The following is a 14,052-nucleotide window of genomic DNA, read 5'->3' on the forward strand; positions in this document are numbered from 1 at the left end:
GGGCGAAACGAAACAGTTGACGCAGCGCCGCCATCTGAGAAGGTGACAGAACTCAAACGCCGTCGCAGAGCAGGTAGGACATGGCCAATCAATCCCAAGGCGAAGCCGTTTTCCTGACTGGCAGTCTGATGCGACATGTTACGCGCATGTCTCTGACCACAAGCATCGGTCTGATGGCGATCTTTGCAGTCGATTTTGTCGATATGGTGTTCATCTCGATGCTCGGCAATGACGCGTTGGCTGCCGCCGTGGGATATGCCGGAACGCTGCTGTTCTTCACCAATGCGATCAATATCGGTCTGTCGATCTCGGCCGGAGCGTTAACGGCACGGACCTTGGGAGCAGGGCGATCGGAGGAGGCGCGAAAATATGCCTCCAGCGTTGCAACGCTGGGTCTGTGCGTCGGGCTGATAACCCCGGTTCTGGTGCTTTGGAACCTCAGCGCGTTGTTGTCGTTATTGGGGGCCGAAGGCGAGGTGTTGAGGCTCGCCACACGCTATGTGTCGATCATTTTGCCGACCATGTGGGTGATGGCGATTGCAATGGTTGCAATGGCGGTTCTGCGGGCGCATGGGGATGCGCGGCGATCCATGATGGCCACGATCTATGGCGGCGTGGTGAATGCGGTTCTCGACCCGATCCTGATCTTCGGGGTTGGTTTGGGGCTAGACGGTGCAGCGATTGCATCGGTGCTGGCGCGGATTTGCATGCTCGCCGCTGCGCTTTGGCCCGCCCTGCGCGTCCACCGAGGCTTTTCCCGCCCATCGCTGCGGCAAGTCGCATCCGATCTTAAACCAGTCCGGGCCATCGCGATCCCGGCTGTGCTGACCAATGTGGCAACGCCGATCGGCAATGCCATCGTCGTGCGTGAAATCGCCGAGTACGGAACGGATGCGGTGGCCGGAATGGCTGTGATCGGGCGGCTTTTGCCCGTGGCGTTCTCGGTCATCTTTGCGCTGTCTGGGGCAATCGGTCCCATCATCGGGCAAAACTTCGGGGCCGAGCAGTTCACCCGCGTGCGCGAAGCCTTTCTGGCCGGCATCAAATTTACTGCGATCTACGTTCTTGGGATGGCGGCGGTCCTTTTCCTGTTGCGCGCACCAATCGCGGATTTGTTCGCGGCCGAGGGCGAGACGCGCGTGCTGATCTACCTGTTCTGCGGGCCTCTGGCGCTGGCGTCTTTCTTCAATGGGGTCATTTTCGTTGCCAATGCCAGTTTCAACAACCTTGGCCACCCGGTCTATTCCACATGGATCAACTGGGGCCGCCATACTGTGGGCACTTGGGTCTTCGCCTCAATTGGATCGGCACTGGCCGGGGCGTCCGGAGTTCTTTTGGGGCAGGCTTTCGGCGGCATCATCTTCGCCGCGATCAGTTGGAATTTGGTCGGCCGTGTTGTGTCTAGCTTAGAACGCGCGCAGGAGATCGACCCGTTTGCAGGTCAGAACCGCTTGCATTCTCTGTTTGGCCGTCGCGGCTGGTAGCACGAGGCAGGTGCCGGTGAACCGTGGCTCTGAGACTGCCATAGGTTCAATGATCAGTTTGTGGTCGAAACGGTCGAAGGGCGTAACACGCTGGCGGAGGTTTGGGGTTCTGGAACGAAAGGTTGCCAGAGTGTTTTGTACGAATAGAACTGGAGCAAGCACAACTGGAAAAGCATCAATAAAAGCCACAGCAAGAGGCAACAAACAGAAAACAATCCAAGATTGAAGCCAGACTTCTGATTTTCTTTTAATATTGAATGCTGGTGAAGTGGCAGCCCGTAGGGGAATCGAACCCCTCTTTCCAGGTTGAAAACCTGGCGTCCTAACCGATAGACGAACGGGCCACTGAGCCTTGGCTCACAAGCAAAAATGGCAGCCCGTAGGGGAATCGAACCCCTCTTTCCAGGTTGAAAACCTGGCGTCCTAACCGATAGACGAACGGGCCACGCTAGCTTGTGGAGGGCCTTTTACGGTTTCACCCCGACCCCCGCAAGCCGAAAAATGCAGGGATGCGAAAGTTTTTTGACCTGTCCTGCTGTTGCCTTGAAACTGGTCATTTCGCCTCGGCCGCGTCCTCAAGACGTAGCTGTACGTTTTGGCGACCACCCCATGTGTTCACCTCAAGCCGACCGGCGAAATGAAAGCGCGCTCCGCCGTGATTTGAAAGCTTTTCACCCATCGGCCCGTCGAAGGCTCCGAATGCGATCGCGTCCAGCCCGCCGCCAAGACCATCCGCAAGCGAGAGCTTTAGATGCGCCTCGCCCACCCGTTTGGCAAACCGCACCTGTAGGTCGGGCAGGGCGTAGCGCGGAGCAGGGGCGCTGGCCCCAAAAGGCCCGGCTTTCTCAATTTCTTCAATCAGATCCACTGTCGCGGCGCCGGGCATCAACGCCCCGTCGAGCTTCATGTCCGCCGGACCACCTTGCCCTGCGCCTTGTTTTTCCAGCAGTTCTGACAGGCGCTTCATGGCCGGTTCCAACTGGTCGCGCATCACGGTCAGCCCCGCCGCCATCTTGTGACCGCCACCTTTGACCAACAACCCCTCAGCCGCTAGCCGCTGGATCGAGGCCCCTAGATCAACGCCCGAGACCGACCGCCCTGATCCTTTGCCTTCGTCCCCGTCAAAGCCGATCACAATCGCCGGGCGGTTGGCGTTTTCCTTCAGGCGCGAGGCGACGATACCGACAACGCCCGGATGCCACCCTTCGCCAGCGGCCCAGACCAAGGGTGCGTCCAAACCACGCTCCTCCGCCTGCTCAAGCGCGGCGGCCCTCACGGCGTTTTCGATATCGCGCCGTTCAGTATTCAGCGCATCGAGCCGCTCGGAAAGGGCCTGCGCTTCGTGCAAAGAGTCAGTACTGAGCAGCCGCGCTCCAAGGTCGGCCTGTCCAATGCGTCCCCCAGCGTTCACCCGCGGCCCCAGAAGAAACCCGAGATGATAGCTATTGGGCGCGGCATCCATGCGAGCGACATCCGACAGGGCCACAAGGCCGGGTCGCTGACGGCTTGCCATGACCTTCAAACCTTGTCGGACCAAAGCGCGGTTCGCCTCAATCAGAGGGGCAACATCCGCGACAGTCGCCAGCGCGACCAGATCTAGCAGGGGCACCAATTCCGGTCCCTTGGCCCCAGCCTCCCGCATTTGCCGCCCAGCCTCGACCAGCATCAGGAATACAACGCCTGCCGCGCAGAGATAGCCCAGATCGCCGCTTTCATCCTGCCGGTTCGGGTTCACCACGGCCACGCAGTCCGGCAGGGTCTCACCGCCCAGATGGTGATCCAGCACGATCACATCAGCCCCTTTTACTGCCGCGATCGGGTCATGGCTCAGCGTGCCGCAATCCACGCAGATGATCAGGTCATGCGCGGCTGCCAGCGATTGCATCGCAGGCACGTTCGGTCCATAGCCTTCGTCGATGCGGTCCGGCACATAGAGTGTCGCTTGCAGCCCCATTTGACGCAGCCAGACCAGCAGCAACGCCGCCGAACTGCCTCCATCCACATCATAATCCGCAAAGACTGCGATCCGCTGCTTTTCGCGCACCGCTTTCAGAAACCGGGTCGCAGCGGCTTCCATATCTTTCATGCTGCGAGGGTCGGGCAAAAGCTCTTTCAGCTTTGGTTCCAGAAAACCGGCAGCCTCCATCGGAGGGACGCCCCGCCGCGCCAGCACTTGGCAAACGGCACGCGGTAAACCGGCCTGCTGCACCAGCATTTCAGTCGCGCGCTCAACTTCAGGCGAGGGCCCCACCCAGCACCGGCCTGTCAAAGATTGCTCAACCCCAAGAAAACTCATCGCACCTCTCATATGCTAAGGCCGGACCCAATTTGGACCCGGCCTCTTCATCTTTTCACAGATACTCTCGCCGAAGGCATCGGCGCAAGCCGCTTAGGCTTCGTCGTGCGACCACATTGGCGTGCGGTAGGACATGCGGCGAACCGATCCGGTTTTCGAGCGCATCAAAAGGGTGGTGGTTTCAACCCAGCCCGGCTCGCGCTTGATGCGCGGCAGCAGAGAGCCACCGGTTACGCCGGTTGCGGCAAAGATCACATCCGCCGTCACCATCTCGTCACGTGCATAGACACGGTCAAGATCGGTGATGCCTGCCTTGGCGGCGCGACCACGTTCGTCATCGTTGCGGAACAGAAGGCGGCCGAAGATCTGACCGCCCATGCATTTCAGAGCTGCGGCAGCCAGAACGCCCTCGGGCGCGCCACCCTGGCCCATATACATGTCGATGCCGGTGGTTTCGCTTTCGGCGCAGTGCATGACACCGGCCACGTCACCATCGGTGATCAGACGGATCGAGGCACCGGTTTCGCGCACCTCGGCGATCATCGCCTCATGGCGCGGACGCTCCAGGATGCAAACGGTAATATCGGCTGGTTCGCACCCCTTGGCCTTGGCCAATGCCTCAACACGTTCGCGCGGGCTCATGTCGAGCGAGACGACGCCTTCGGGGTAGCCGGGGCCAACGGCCAGTTTGTCCATATAAACATCCGGCGCATGCAGCATCGAGCCGCGCGGGCCCATGGCGATCACGGTCAGCGCGTTTGGCATGTCCTTAGCAGTCAGCGTAGTGCCTTCCAGCGGGTCCAGAGCGATATCCACGCCGGGGCCTTCGCCTGTGCCGACCTCTTCGCCGATATAGAGCATCGGCGCTTCGTCACGCTCGCCTTCGCCGATGACCACGACACCCGCGATATCCAGCAGGTTCAACTGCTCGCGCATCGCGTTCACGGCGGCCTGGTCGGCGGCTTTCTCGTCACCGCGTCCCACCAGCGAGGCCGAGGCAAGCGCGGCCTGTTCCGCGACCCGCGCTAGGCCCAAGGACAGCAGGCGGTCGTTAAAATCGATTTTGGCAGCGTTCATGCGTTGTATTCCTTTGGCAGGCAATGGCGTTTCGTCTGGCATAGCCTGCGGATGGCGCAGGCTGCAAGGGTTCAGACCTGTTCAATCCGCAGCGCGACAGGCTCACCCGCAACAACATCGGTTGTGCGGAACCCGTCCAGCGCCACGTCCAGAGTGGCCCGAGTGGTTTTGTGGGTGACAATCAGGACGGGGGCGGTGCTGTCGCTGTGGCCGTACTGCCGCATCCGGTCAATCGACACGCCCGCGTCCCCCAGAATGGCCGCAACCTTGGCCAGCGCTCCGGGTTTGTCCAGCAAGCCCAGACGCAGGTAATACGGCGCAGGCAGGCCTGTGATGGCTGGGGTGGCGTCTTGAAGGCTGGACGCAGGGCGCCCGAAGGTCGAGATTGTCAGACCCCGTGCCAGATCGCAAACATCGCCCATCACTGCGCTTGCGGTTGGTCCTTCGCCCGCTCCTGGGCCGCGCAGCACCACTTGTTCAACTGCGTCGCCTTCGATGACCACCATATTGGTGCCGCCTTCGAGTTGACCAAGCGGCGAGTCGCTGGGCACGAGGCAGGGCTGCATACGCTGTTCCAGACCGCGTGCGGTGCGTTGGGCCAGACCCAGCAGCTTGATCCGGTAGCCCATGTCATGTGCCTGATGGATATCGTCGAGGCTGATGTGCTGGATGCCTTCAATCTCGATCCCGTCGAAATTCGGCTTCGTGCCAAACGCGATCGAGGACAGCAGGGCCAGTTTATGCGCCGCGTCAATACCACCCACATCCAGGTTCGGATCCGCTTCGAGGTAACCCAGTTCAGCGCATTCATCGAATAGCGCGTTATAGCCTTTTTCCTGCGATTGCATGCGGGTCAGGATGTAGTTGCATGTGCCGTTCATCACGCCCATCACGCGGGTGATCTCGTTTCCAGCCAGACCTTCGGTGAGGGATTTGATCACCGGGATGCCTCCGGCAACGGCGGCCTCGAACCGGATCACGCGGCTTGCGGCTTCGGCCTTCTCGGCCAGTTCCTGACCATGGATGGCCAGCAGGGCTTTGTTGGCCGTAACAACATCCTTTCCGCTGGCCAGCGCCGCCTCGACCGAGGCTTTGGCTGGACCGTTTTCACCGCCCATCAACTCGACAAACACGTCCACGTCATCGCGTTTTGCCAAGGCTACGGGATCGGTTTCCCACGCATAGTCCGACAGGTTCACGCCCCGATCCTTGCTTGAATCACGGGCTGAGACGGCGACGATTTCAATCGGGCGTCCGGTGCGTGCCTGCAACAGATCGGCATGACGCCGGACAATCCGGACAACACCCACGCCAACAGTTCCCAAGCCCGCAATTCCAAGCCGCAGCGCCTGTGTCATCCCGTGGGTTCCTTTCGCTCGTACCAGTCTGATTTCGGGCCTTTTGCCCATTCAGCGCTGCCTTAGCCGGTTCAGGGCACGGGCGCAATCCGTCACGCGTTGGCCGGGGCTGGGAAAAGCCGATCTTTAGTTGATCTGCGCGTTTTGCAGCGCTTCGGCTTTCTTCGCCAAAGCCTCGCTCCGGGCAGTCAGGTCCTGCTCAACGGCTGAGGCTTCGCTGACCGGATCGGCAGGCGCGCCCAGAACGTTAGGTAGAGGCAAAAGCTTGGGGTAAGGCGCCGTCTTGACCGCGCGGGATTCGCTGCCTTCCAACTCGGGGAAGTTTGTGCATCCGGCAAGGGTCAGTATCAGAACCAGAACGTGCAGGCGCTTCATAACGGGTGCTTTCACAAAGGACTGGTCTTGTGATGCCTCTTTTACCCGATCTGTTCAAGCGGGGTTCTATCTGAACGTGCGTTCAGATAGTGTCGGTCCATGGCTCGTACACAGGGATCACATTCGGACATAACCGGCCCGCGCATCCGCAAGGCAGCGTTGGGTCTTTTTGCCCGCCATGGCTACGCCGCAGTTTCGATGCGCCAGATCGCCAAGGAGGTCGGCGTTCAGGCCGGGGCGCTGTATAACTACACGCCCGACAAGCAAAGCCTGTTGTTCCGCCTGATGCGCGACCACATGCAGGAGCTGCAGCAAGCCTATGATGCGCTTGGTGAAACCGGCGACGCGCAAGAGGCTCTGCGCCGCTTTGTCGGGTTCCACATCCGGTTTCATCTGGAACGCCCCGACGAGGTTTTCATCGCCTATATGGAGTTGCGCAACCTGACTCCGGACAACTTCGCAGAGATCGAGGATCTGCGCCGCGCCTACGAGGACTCTCTGGAGCGGATATTGAGTGAGGGCCAAAAAGCCGGTCACTTCGCGATCTCGGACACCAAGATCGCCACGCTGGCGGTGATTGCGATGCTGAATGGTGTGATGACCTGGTATCGCTCGGGTGGGCGATTGTCGTTGGACGAGGTTGAGCAGATTTATTGGGACATGGTTCGCCGCGCAGTGACGGCCTGACCCATATTCGGGTCAGGCTTAGCCTTAGTGGGCAGGGCGAATGAAGGTTCCATTGCGCAGCTCACGAAACGCCTGTTCCAGTTCGGCACGCGTGTTCATGACGATGGGTCCGTGCCATGCCACAGGCTCATCAATCGGAGCACCCGAGATCAGCAGAAATCGAACGCCTTCAGGCCCGGCCTGAACCGTGATCTCATCCCCGGTGCCGAACCGTACCAGAGTGCGGTCTCCGGACATGTCGCGGATATTGACCTCTTGCCCGGCGACTTCCTTTTCCAACAAAACTCCGGTCGGCTGGGACGCATCGGCAAAGGCCGCCTGACCTTGGAACACATAGGCAAAAGCGCGGCGGTAGGTATCGATCTTGAAGGTCTTTTTGACACCAGCCGGTATTTGCACGTCCAGATACTGGGGATCTGCAGCAATACCGTCCACCGGGCCGGTTTTTCCCCAGAACTCACCCACGATAACACGCACTGTTGTGCCGTCATCGTCGATGACCTCGGGAATCTCTTTTGCCTGAACGTCCTGATAGCGCGGAGCGGTCATTTTCTGATCCGAGGGCAGGTTGCCCCAGAGCTGAAACCCGTGCATCTGGCCCGAAGCATTGCCGTGCGGCATTTCCTGATGCAGAATGCCCGACCCCGCCGTCATCCATTGCACATCACCCGCGCCAAGCGTCCCGCTGTTGCCCAGCGAATCCGAATGCTCGACCGTACCGGACAGCACATAGGTGATCGTCTCGATCCCGCGATGAGGATGCCAGGGAAAGCCGGCCTGATAGTCCTGCGGGCTCTCATTGCGAAAGTCGTCGAACAACAGAAACGGGTCCAATTCGGACGGGTCTTGAAACCCGAAGGCGCGATGCAGCTTGACGCCCGCACCTTCCATCGTCGGTACGGCCTTGCGTGTTTCCAATGTGGGTCTGAGGGACATGGCAACCTCCTTCATTTGTTTGCAGGATGTATGCCCAGCCGAGGACTGGTCAATTTGCGCAGAGGCACCATGAATGTGCGCAAATGTAGGGCAGGGGAGGGCCTGTTTATTTCTGCGCAAAGCGGATACACGAGACAGCAGACAGACAGGAGGCAGTCATGCAGGACGAAGTGCTGGCAACGATCGAGGCATCATCCCCTAGACGGGTGGCCGGTGTTGCCATGCTGGGCAGCGTAGGTGTTTTGGTGATTTACGTGGCGCTGGCTTCTCCGCCCGAACTCGTCTGGCAGGTGTTTTTGTTGGCGGTTGGCGCGTCGTCCTTGTGGTTGGCCTATCGCGTTTGGATGGCCACTCAGGACAGGATCGAGCTGACTGCATCAGAGCTGCGCACCGGATCGGGGCAGGTGATTGCGCGGGTCGATGAGATTGAAGCTGTGGACCGAGGTGTTTTCGCGTTCAAACCGTCCAATGGGTTTCTGGTGCGAACGCGCGAAAAGGCCAGCAATGTCTGGGCCCCCGGTCTGTGGTGGCGGCTGGGCCGCCGGGTTGGCGTCGGCGGCATGACAGCATCCGCCGAGGCCAAGTTCATGTCCGAGATACTCTCGGCTATGGTGTTACAGCGTTGACGGCTCCACGGTGGTGTTATCTTCCGGAGTACTGTCGTCGTGTCCGCTATCACCCCCGCCGTCACCCACGTTGTTGGCGTCCTTGCACGAGTCTGGCCCTTCGATGAAGGTGTATCCGCGGGGTTGTGTGAAGATGAACTTGTCGATGAAGAAGTCGTTGCTGCCGAACCCGAGTTTGAACGGACGCACGTAGTGGTGCCTTGTCTCGACCAAAATCATCGTGGCATTGTCCGCCATGATCGGAATGCGATCCGAAACCTGATTAACTGTTTCGTTCGACCACCGCACTAGCCCTTCACCGCGTGTACAGGACCACTCTACGAAGTGACGATCATCACTGTCCGTGCCTTCGTCGCCAGTGTCCCAACGCACGAAAGAGATCCGCAGCGCCAACCCGTTGCCTTCTTCAATCATGTACTTCTGAAGATCGTACATTGATGTGATGTACTGATCTGTCACCGTGTTTTTTTCTCGGGACAGGATATCGGCAACGGCGTAGGCTGCCTTTAGGTTGCTGGCGCCCTGACGATATCCGTCGAAATAGGTATATGTGGTCCAGACGGACCAGAAGAGTAGGGGAAACACCATAATGGCTTCGATGCTGACGACGCCGTCTTCTTTCTGAAGAAAACGCGCAGTAGCATTGCCAAGGTGCCGTTTGAAAAATGACTTAAGGTTCATGGACAAACACCGTTGTTGCATGAAGTTCATACTGTCCGTCGGGATCTTGTCGAGCTAGCTGTCCAAGAGTAGTGCCGAAGAACAAAGGAGAGATTTCGACACACGCCCGAATGATCATCAGTTCGTTTGCCGTTCCGGGTGAAAAGATCTGGTCGTCTTTGCCGCGAATTTCTTCAGGGGTATCCACGCAAAACGGACGATCAAAGTCGCCAGTAAGGACCGTACTACTGTCGAATTGATTGACCCTCGTCATCTCAACGGCAAGGCTATTCATGCAGTCCGGAATGCCACCTGCTTCATCGCAGATGATCTGTTTGATCAGATCATGCGTCCAAGCTGTTTCGCCTTCATAGAGATCAATCCGGTTCATGCGCACATCTTGGATCGTTGAGTCCAAGGCGCGCTCCAGGTTGGCATGGTTCCATGCCACGATCCCCATCTCGACCCCGGAATAGGTGGTCATTATGAAAATCGGAAACCACATCACAAATTCGATTGTGGCCATTCCCTTTTCTTCGCGGCGAAACCTTCGCAGCATTTTATTCAGATGTCGGATCATTGGGTCAGCCTCAGATTCTGGATGCTCGCAGCAATATCGTCGAAGACTTCACCAATCTCGGATCCTGTCGGCGCGAAATAAGCGTTTTCATCCGACTTGCAGTACCATAGGAGGTTTCGACCGTTGGTGGTGGCCTCGTAAGCGACCGAGAAGATCAAGATGTTTCTTGCGCCCGATTTCGCATAGTCGCACATCGCTTCGACCTGATCGTCTTTTGTAGAACGGTTTTCGGTCTCAGTCGCCGCATAGTACCAGTTGTATGCATAGGTCGAACCCACGGAATCATACAGCAACTTATAGATTTCATATCGCGAGGTCCGCTCCCACAAGGCAGGCCATGTCAGAGAAAAGGCGGTCCCATTTTCATCGATCTGGCGAACCTCGTCCCTGTCGAGGTTGTCGCAATAGCCGCTGCTGTAGTACGTTCCTCTGCAAAGGTAGACATCGAAATCGCTGTTGCCAAATGCGTGGTCCTGATACTCGTCTCGCACCCAGTATTTACCGCGACTGCTGTCCCAATATGCCCTGTCTACGCCCAACCACGCATATCTGAAGCTGTCCTCGTCTTCGTCATAGTGGTTCACGTTGACGGAATAGATATCTTCGTCTCCGTTCCACCAGATGCCCGATTGCCCGTCGTTGTATGGCGGTTTGACCCATGTGCGAGAAGTGTTTTCACCATCGGTCATCAGAACGATGACTTTCATCGTATCACTACCGACGCTATCGGCAGGACGGCCCGCGAAATCGGCCGGTACCTGGCCGTTTGCGATCATGTTGGTAACAACGGGGCGGAAGTTTTCATCCAGCACCGTCAGCGCCCATTTCATACCGACATTGATCGATGTGTTGTCGCGTGCGTAAAACGAGTCGATGTAGTTGTGCAGGTTCGTCTCGTTGTTCTGGTGAACAACAAGTTGACGGCTGGCTTCAGAACGGCACCGTTCGTCAATGCGCGGTGAGCTGAACCCACCGGACGGACGCTGATCGCCGCCATAGCGTGAATAGTATAGCGATTGGTTGTAGGTTTGCGTCAGATCGAATGCGCCTGCCGCCAGATCTGAGGTTTCAAAGTCGATACAGTTGGCAAATCTGTTGGAGCCGGCAGTCGTAAGCTGGTTCATGACGGCAGAAGGAACACCCACTTGCGTTGCATAAGGAATGATCGAGATCGAGAGTTTGTCGGAACTCGTGTTCTCATACATTTTGGTGACAAAGCTCTTGGCTGCACCTTGTAGGTTGGTCAGGCGCGACCCTCTCATGGAGCCTGAAACATCGAGAACCATAGCGATTTCGACGTTGCCGATGGACTCTTCGGCGACGCTGACAACGTTCACGTTAATCGAATCGACGTCCCACCATTTCATGAAATGCATGCGGACCGGCATCGTGGCACTTGCCTCTACACGGCGCTGCCCGACGATCAACTTGTTGCCGTCATCATCGCAGGATCTTGGGGAGACTACGACTTCTCCATCCAGAAATGTGTCTAGGTTTTCTTTGACCAGATAGTCCTGCACTACGTCTTTTGGGCAAAGATCCTGTTGGAGGTCTGCAGCGGCCAGAACGGCGCGGTCCAGCGAATACTGAAGACGCGCTCTTTCATGGTCATAGCGCATCATGTCGACGGCAAATCCACCCACAGTGAAGATGATAAGGATCAAACTCAGCGTCAGGATGGTCATGGTCCCGCGCTCCGAACGCAGGAACGACGCAGCACCTTTGTCGGAGCGGCTGGATTGCTCGAGTCTTCTGGATTCAGAATTCCTAAACACTTTTCTCATATCTAGTCCCTGCAGGTAATCCGGCGCACGGAAGGCGGGTCATATCAACTTAAAGAATATAGTCGGCGAACGTGGCGAGATTTGGGCGACTTTGCCACTATGCTGCTGGGATTGAACGGCAAACCGCTGCATTTGGCAGGATCGCGGGCGCTTTGTTTCTGTTGTGTCGACAATGGTCGCTTCGAAAATTTCCAAGGCGACTCAGTAGGAGGTTTTCTATCACCCGTTTATAAAGTGATGAAATTTTCATCATAAAAGATTGCAGCTTCGGGCCAGTGGTGCGACAAAACGCCATAACGTTCGTCATTCACCGGTACGGAGGGATTAATGACCAGCACCAAGGAACCGAGCTTTCGTGAAAGTGTGGATCTGATGTTCAACAGGGCGGCGTCCCTGATGGATCTGCCGCCTGGTCTTGAGCAGAAAATCCGGGTCTGCAACGCCACCTACACGGTTCGTTTCGGGGTGCGTTTGCGCGGTGAGATTCACACTTTCACCGGCTACCGTTCCGTCCATTCCGAGCATATGGAGCCGGTCAAGGGCGGTATCCGTTATGCCTTGGCGGTGAACCAGGACGAGGTTGAGGCGCTTGCTGCGCTGATGACCTACAAATGCGCCTTGGTTGAGACGCCTTTTGGCGGCTCGAAAGGCGGGCTGTGCATTGATCCGCGCAAATACGAAGAACACGAGATGGAGCAGATCACTCGACGCTTTGCCTATGAGCTGGCGAAGCGCGATCTGATCAATCCATCGCAAAACGTTCCGGCCCCTGACATGGGTACGGGTGAGCGCGAGATGGCCTGGATGGCTGACCAATACGCACGGATGAACACCACCGACATCAACGCACGCGCTTGTGTGACGGGCAAACCGTTGAACGCAGGCGGCATTGCCGGGCGGGTCGAGGCGACAGGGCGGGGCATCCAATATGCACTGCGCGAGTTCTTCCGCCACCCTGAGGACATCGCCAAGGCCGGTTTGTCCGGCAAGTTGGACGGCAAGCGTGTCGTTGTACAGGGATTGGGCAACGTGGGCTACCACGCGGCCAAGTTCCTCGCTGAGGAAGACGGATCGCGTATTATCGGGATCATCGAATGGGACGGCGCGCTGTATAACCCGGACGGTATCGACGTTGAGGCGGTGCGCAACTGGATCGTCAAACATGGTGGCGTGAAGGATTTCCCGGACGCGACCCACTCAACTGATGGCGCTTCGGTGCTTGAGGCAGACTGCGACATCCTGATCCCGGCGGCTCTTGAAGGTGTCATCAATCTGGACAATGCCGACAGGATCAAGGCGCCGCTGATCATCGAGGCCGCGAATGGACCGGTGACCGCGGGTGCAGATGAAATTCTGCGTAAGAAGGGCACCGTCATCATTCCTGATATGTATGCTAATGCGGGCGGTGTGACGGTCTCGTATTTCGAATGGGTGAAGAACCTCAGCCACATTCGATTTGGTCGCATGCAGCGCCGTCAAGAAGAGGCACGGCATGAGTTGATCGTAAGCGAGCTTGAACGGCTGGATCGTTATCTGGGCGATGCCTGGTCAATGTCGCCGGACTTCAAGGCCAAGTACCTCAAAGGCGCGGATGAGCTGGAGCTGGTGCGCTCAGGCCTCGATGACACGATGCGGATCGCTTACCAGTCCATGCGCGAGGTTTGGCACAGCCGCGACGATGTCGAGGATCTGCGCACAGCCGCCTATATCGTTGCAATTGATCGCGTGGCCAAAAGCTACAGGGCCAAAGGCCTTTGAGACTTGGCGCATGGGGTGGCTTTTCTGCCCCGTGCGCAAACTGAATTCTGCTCGTCGATTGCGAAAACGGCGCTGGCAGGTAAGCTGCGCGCAGACAAACGAATCCGGGAGACCTCAATGTTGCGTATCGCCATCGCTGCAGCCTTGCTTGCAACGCCTCTGGCCGCCGCCGAAACCAAGGAACAAAGCTGCCAGTATCAGGCCGATGTGGTGGCCGCGATCCAGAAAGCGCGTCTGGACAAGGTGAAAGAGCGCGATGTTGTGCAGGCGGTGGCTGAAACCAGCCCCACATGGCCCGAGAACTATAACGCGGCGATCCCGTTGATCACGCCCTGGGTCTATGAGCAAAAGATGCGCGACGTGCGCAAAAAGGATCTTGGTGCGGCGTGGCTCGAGCTGTGTTTGCAGCAATAATCCACAACTCAGAAATT

At 57.9% G+C, this 14,052-nt stretch carries 13 protein-coding genes and 2 tRNA genes; 5 read left to right on the plus strand and 10 right to left on the minus strand.

Annotated features, from left to right (window positions below; all coding sequences use genetic code 11):
* Positions 1-80: 80 nt before the first annotated feature.
* Entirely contained in the window at positions 81-1,484 is a 1,404-nt protein-coding gene (locus tag ACR0I8_RS06495) for an MATE family efflux transporter (RefSeq protein WP_480702906.1), read from the plus strand.
* 269 nt (positions 1,485-1,753) lie between these two features.
* Here ACR0I8_RS06495 and ACR0I8_RS06500 read toward each other — a convergent pair.
* The 6 genes from ACR0I8_RS06500 to ACR0I8_RS06525 all read right to left on the minus strand — a co-directional run bounded on the left by ACR0I8_RS06500 (position 1,754) and on the right by ACR0I8_RS06525 (position 6,605).
* A tRNA-Glu gene (locus ACR0I8_RS06500) sits at positions 1,754-1,828 on the minus strand.
* Between the two features lie 26 nt (positions 1,829-1,854).
* Positions 1,855-1,929 (minus strand) — tRNA-Glu (locus tag ACR0I8_RS06505).
* 108 nt (positions 1,930-2,037) lie between these two features.
* The gene (gene recJ, locus ACR0I8_RS06510; RefSeq protein WP_170689824.1) at positions 2,038-3,780 is read right to left on the minus strand and encodes a single-stranded-DNA-specific exonuclease RecJ; all 1,743 of its coding nucleotides are present in this window, start codon (positions 3,778-3,780) and stop codon (positions 2,038-2,040) included.
* Positions 3,781-3,873: 93 nt separating this feature from the next.
* Positions 3,874-4,857 (minus strand): class II fructose-bisphosphatase, encoded by a 984-nt coding sequence (glpX, locus tag ACR0I8_RS06515; protein ID WP_170642301.1) that lies wholly within the window; start codon positions 4,855-4,857, stop codon positions 3,874-3,876.
* A gap of 71 nt (positions 4,858-4,928) precedes the next feature.
* Entirely contained in the window at positions 4,929-6,215 is a 1,287-nt protein-coding gene (locus ACR0I8_RS06520; protein WP_170689826.1) for a homoserine dehydrogenase, read from the minus strand.
* 126 nt (positions 6,216-6,341) lie between these two features.
* Entirely contained in the window at positions 6,342-6,605 is a 264-nt protein-coding gene (locus ACR0I8_RS06525; RefSeq protein ID WP_480702908.1) for a hypothetical protein, read from the minus strand.
* A gap of 84 nt (positions 6,606-6,689) precedes the next feature.
* On the opposite strand from ACR0I8_RS06525, the gene ACR0I8_RS06530 reads away from it, so the two are divergent.
* A complete protein-coding gene (locus ACR0I8_RS06530; protein ID WP_170660497.1) occupies positions 6,690-7,277 on the plus strand; it encodes a TetR/AcrR family transcriptional regulator in 588 nt (195 codons plus the stop codon).
* A gap of 24 nt (positions 7,278-7,301) precedes the next feature.
* Here ACR0I8_RS06530 and ACR0I8_RS06535 read toward each other — a convergent pair whose 3' ends face one another.
* Positions 7,302-8,213, minus strand: a complete 912-nt coding sequence (locus ACR0I8_RS06535) for a pirin family protein (protein ID WP_170376225.1) — start codon at positions 8,211-8,213, stop codon at positions 7,302-7,304.
* A 158-nt stretch (positions 8,214-8,371) separates the two neighbouring features.
* On the opposite strand from ACR0I8_RS06535, the gene ACR0I8_RS06540 reads away from it, so the two are divergent.
* Entirely contained in the window at positions 8,372-8,839 is a 468-nt protein-coding gene (locus ACR0I8_RS06540) for a hypothetical protein (RefSeq protein WP_170376227.1), read from the plus strand.
* On the opposite strand, the gene ACR0I8_RS06545 is transcribed toward ACR0I8_RS06540, so the two are convergent.
* The 3 genes from ACR0I8_RS06545 to ACR0I8_RS06555 are packed head-to-tail and all read right to left on the minus strand — an operon-like array spanning position 8,828 to position 11,764.
* Positions 8,828-9,520 (minus strand): hypothetical protein, encoded by a 693-nt coding sequence (locus ACR0I8_RS06545; RefSeq protein WP_170376229.1) that lies wholly within the window; start codon positions 9,518-9,520, stop codon positions 8,828-8,830. The two genes, ACR0I8_RS06540 and ACR0I8_RS06545, sit on opposite strands and share 12 nt — an antisense overlap.
* Entirely contained in the window at positions 9,510-10,079 is a 570-nt protein-coding gene (locus tag ACR0I8_RS06550) for a TadE family protein (RefSeq protein ID WP_170376231.1), read from the minus strand. Before ACR0I8_RS06550 ends, ACR0I8_RS06545 begins: the two co-directional genes overlap by 11 nt.
* Entirely contained in the window at positions 10,076-11,764 is a 1,689-nt protein-coding gene (locus tag ACR0I8_RS06555; RefSeq protein WP_170376233.1) for a Tad domain-containing protein, read from the minus strand. The genes ACR0I8_RS06550 and ACR0I8_RS06555 overlap by 4 nt, the downstream gene beginning before the upstream one ends.
* Positions 11,765-12,190: 426 nt before the next feature.
* Here ACR0I8_RS06555 and ACR0I8_RS06560 point away from each other — a divergent pair, with 426 nt between their 5' ends.
* Together ACR0I8_RS06560 and ACR0I8_RS06565 are read left to right on the plus strand one after the other, a co-directional pair.
* Positions 12,191-13,621, plus strand: a complete 1,431-nt coding sequence (locus tag ACR0I8_RS06560; protein ID WP_170376235.1) for a Glu/Leu/Phe/Val family dehydrogenase — start codon at positions 12,191-12,193, stop codon at positions 13,619-13,621.
* A gap of 117 nt (positions 13,622-13,738) precedes the next feature.
* Positions 13,739-14,035 (plus strand): hypothetical protein, encoded by a 297-nt coding sequence (locus tag ACR0I8_RS06565; RefSeq protein WP_170470269.1) that lies wholly within the window; start codon positions 13,739-13,741, stop codon positions 14,033-14,035.
* Positions 14,036-14,052: the final 17 nt, after the last annotated feature.

This window comes from Ruegeria sp. BG9, from assembly GCF_056538305.1.

Bases quoted from the DNA above. Each gene is read 5' to 3' on its own strand.
- ACR0I8_RS06495 (WP_480702906.1), top strand. From the start codon at position 81: ATGGCCAATCAATCCCAAGGCGAAGCCGTTTTCCTGACTGGCAGTCTG.
- ACR0I8_RS06555 (WP_170376233.1), bottom strand. From the start codon at position 11,764: ATGACCATCCTGACGCTGAGTTTGATCCTTATCATCTTCACTGTGGGT.
- ACR0I8_RS06565 (WP_170470269.1), top strand. From the start codon at position 13,739: ATGTTGCGTATCGCCATCGCTGCAGCCTTGCTTGCAACGCCTCTGGCC.
- ACR0I8_RS06535 (WP_170376225.1), bottom strand. From the start codon at position 8,213: ATGTCCCTCAGACCCACATTGGAAACACGCAAGGCCGTACCGACGATG.
- ACR0I8_RS06550 (WP_170376231.1), bottom strand. From the start codon at position 10,079: ATGATCCGACATCTGAATAAAATGCTGCGAAGGTTTCGCCGCGAAGAA.
- recJ (WP_170689824.1), bottom strand. From the start codon at position 3,780: ATGAGTTTTCTTGGGGTTGAGCAATCTTTGACAGGCCGGTGCTGGGTG.
- ACR0I8_RS06540 (WP_170376227.1), top strand. From the start codon at position 8,372: ATGCAGGACGAAGTGCTGGCAACGATCGAGGCATCATCCCCTAGACGG.
- glpX (WP_170642301.1), bottom strand. From the start codon at position 4,857: ATGAACGCTGCCAAAATCGATTTTAACGACCGCCTGCTGTCCTTGGGC.
- ACR0I8_RS06520 (WP_170689826.1), bottom strand. From the start codon at position 6,215: ATGACACAGGCGCTGCGGCTTGGAATTGCGGGCTTGGGAACTGTTGGC.
- ACR0I8_RS06545 (WP_170376229.1), bottom strand. From the start codon at position 9,520: ATGAACCTTAAGTCATTTTTCAAACGGCACCTTGGCAATGCTACTGCG.
- ACR0I8_RS06530 (WP_170660497.1), top strand. From the start codon at position 6,690: ATGGCTCGTACACAGGGATCACATTCGGACATAACCGGCCCGCGCATC.
- ACR0I8_RS06560 (WP_170376235.1), top strand. From the start codon at position 12,191: ATGACCAGCACCAAGGAACCGAGCTTTCGTGAAAGTGTGGATCTGATG.